Source organism: Paenisporosarcina sp. P4_E4_2 (genome assembly GCF_056401595.1).
In genome coordinates, this window is the sequence record NZ_JBFUJC010000397.1 from 1 (window position 1) to 2,630 (window position 2,630).

4 protein-coding genes are annotated in these 2,630 nt (G+C 31.5%); all 4 read right to left on the minus strand.

Annotated features, from left to right (window positions below; genetic code table 11):
• Window positions 1-345: 345 nt before the first annotated feature.
• Window positions 346-597, minus strand: a complete 252-nt coding sequence (locus tag AC1DSB_RS17690) for a hypothetical protein (RefSeq protein WP_477587247.1) — start codon at window positions 595-597, stop codon at window positions 346-348.
• 267 nt (window positions 598-864) lie between these two features.
• Window positions 865-1,077, minus strand: coding sequence for a hypothetical protein (locus AC1DSB_RS17695; RefSeq protein WP_016427977.1), 213 nt, complete (start codon window positions 1,075-1,077; stop codon window positions 865-867).
• Between the two features lie 759 nt (window positions 1,078-1,836).
• Window positions 1,837-2,244, minus strand: a complete 408-nt coding sequence (locus tag AC1DSB_RS17700) for a GNAT family N-acetyltransferase (protein WP_477531639.1) — start codon at window positions 2,242-2,244, stop codon at window positions 1,837-1,839.
• Between the two features lie 160 nt (window positions 2,245-2,404).
• Window positions 2,405-2,630: hypothetical protein (locus AC1DSB_RS17705; RefSeq protein ID WP_477587248.1), on the minus strand; the 226-nt coding region annotated here is incomplete at its 5' end.

Here is a 2,630-nt window from a genome sequence, read left to right on the forward strand (position 1 = left end):
TAACTGGATAAAGCAATAACAATTATTCCTAATATAATTCTTATTATTTTCATCAATATAATCCTCCCAAAAATTATTTTATCTTATCATATAAAGTAATCATTTTGGCGGAATGAAGAGAAAGGACGCTTACTAATCCGCCCCGTTAGTTGGACAACAAATACTGTAATATTCATTTAACTGAATTAGCCATTTTTAAAAATTCCTTAAGTGTATAGTTTTTCTTCTCTCCCTTGTGAGGAGGTATCATTAAACCGATGTCCACATTCTCTTCACTATCGTGCCACGAAATTACTTTAGCATCTCCTTGATCATCCCATTGAGCGTCTATTCCATTACTTAACTTCACTGTTTCCTGAGCGGCAAACGTATCGAATGCTTTGGTGAAAGGTTGGATACGTGTAGTACATCTTGCTCACCAATAAATACAATATCGATTAACATTGGTCCTTCACCTCTTATATTGGTCGGCAAGGGAGTTATCTGAACACTTTCAACTTTAAACGGAATAGTTGTATACGTGGGTATTTTTATTTTATTTAAGATATCTTCGGGGATTTCCTCTTGGTTTGTCTCCAGTTCCGGATTACGAGTCATTAACTCCTTCCAGTTACTTTCCTTTGATTCTTCTTCTGTTTTTGAACATCCAATTAACAAAGTGACGAGTATTAAACAACTAAAAAACATAACTAACTTATTTTTAATTAGAAAAATCCTTTCATTTAAATATTAGAGTACATCCTTATCGAACTAACCTGCCCCTTTAGTTCAATAAGAAAAGGGCTGACAAATAGCCCGATGATCTTTAACTAAAACACCCGTTAGTCGAATAAGAAATGAGGAATTATTCAAACACAATGCCTTTTATTTTTTACACTCAAAAGAATATTCACTTGTGAAATTATTATGGATTTCTAATATGACTTCTCCACCAATTTCATAACAGCGAGTACTAGCTAAATTTATTTCTGAAGTATTGAAATAACTAGATGAAATCGTTAAAAAAGCGAATCCAAATAAAGCTAAAACTAAAATCAATAACCCACCTGTAAAATGCCTATTTTTAAATACAGTCATTTTCAGAACACCCCTTATTTAAATTGAACAAAACTTTCCATTTACTTTAATACGTTTGAAATAAAAATAAGTTACAAAAAATTTCCATATAAAATTAACAAAAGTCCATTTCTGCTTATTGAAGAACCTGCCCCTTTAGTTTAAAAAGAAAAATGCTTTACTCCTTCTTGAAGTAAAGCATCCGTTATTTTAACAAACCCTATCTTGTAAAAAGCCAAATTAAAACAAGAACAAAAGCGATTATAGCCCAAATAATGGCTTGTCTATTTTTTTTCATTTACAAAACCTCCCCCTGAAAGTTTTATACCTTCTTGCACTAAGCTGCCCCGTTAGTTGTACAAGAAAATAGGCGTCATCCCAACTCTGCTTTCAGAATTAAAACACCTTATCAAATTTGAAGTAAGATTTTTTACACTATCGGTAAATTAGTATAACTACACCTAAAAGTATTAAACCTAATGGCAAAAGAATAAAACTTGAACCAAGTAATGCAGAAAAAATTTCTATTAGTACACTATATTTCGAACTTGATGTCTCAAATTCACTCATATTTTCAGATTCTCTTTGGTACCAAACCATAAAAAGGACAATCCCAATTCCAACAATAATTAACGAAACTCCAATTAAAAATATCATTATTTTCTCCCGTTTTGTTTCTTTATTTATAAAATTACCCCGTTGTTCAATATGAAAAGAGTTGCTTACCAACCCGATGATCTTTTTTCTTAACCACCCGTTAGTTAAACAACAAATTAAACTTTATCGATTTATATTTTTGGACATTCCAATGGTAAATTTCTTGAACCCAAAAGTTTCATAATATGGCTCTAAACTTTCCACACACATTAGTTGGGGAATTACCCGATTTTGCTCACAATGTTGAATTATTTGATTCACCATTTCTTTGCCGATTCCTTCGGTCTGATAGTTTGGTAGAACACACAATCCACAAACTATACCAGTAATTACACCGTCTGAAATAACACGTCCCATACCCACTAATTGTTTATCATCAAATGCATAAATTGCATACCAACTTTGATTGCACATTTTCTCTAAATCATTAATTGTTAATTCAAGTGAATTCCATCCTAAAGTTTCATATAAGGATAGTAATTGCTCAAAGTTATTAGGGGGTTCTATCGTATAATTTATAGATTTTCCCATATTATTTCCTCCTGATTTATATATATTAATGTTTATCATCAACACTTAATTTATATTTTTTCTCACAGCTTCTTCAACTAACCTGCTCCGTTAGTTGAAGAAGAAAAAGGCTTTACTCCTTATTGAAGTAAAGCATCCGTTAGTTGAAAAACACAATCCCTTATTTCGCTTCCACAACAAAACTTGTATAAGGTTTTTCATCAATAGTTACATCAATTTTCCATAACCCTAATTTGTCAAATCCGAATTTCGCTCCATTCTGTTCCTTTTCAATATTTTTTTCATGAAGCTTGACAGATTCGTCAGTTTCTTTATGTGTAGCCGTCATTTTATATTTTTTTCCATTAAGTTCTTCGAGACTATCCAAGAAATAAACTGCATAAAGT

Excerpts from the sequence above, each read along its gene's own strand:
- AC1DSB_RS17690 (WP_477587247.1), bottom strand. The coding sequence starts at position 597 with ATGACTCGTAATCCGGAACTGGAGACAAACCAAGAGGAAATCCCCGAA.
- AC1DSB_RS17695 (WP_016427977.1), bottom strand. The coding sequence starts at position 1,077 with ATGACTGTATTTAAAAATAGGCATTTTACAGGTGGGTTATTGATTTTA.
- AC1DSB_RS17700 (WP_477531639.1), bottom strand. The coding sequence starts at position 2,244 with ATGGGAAAATCTATAAATTATACGATAGAACCCCCTAATAACTTTGAG.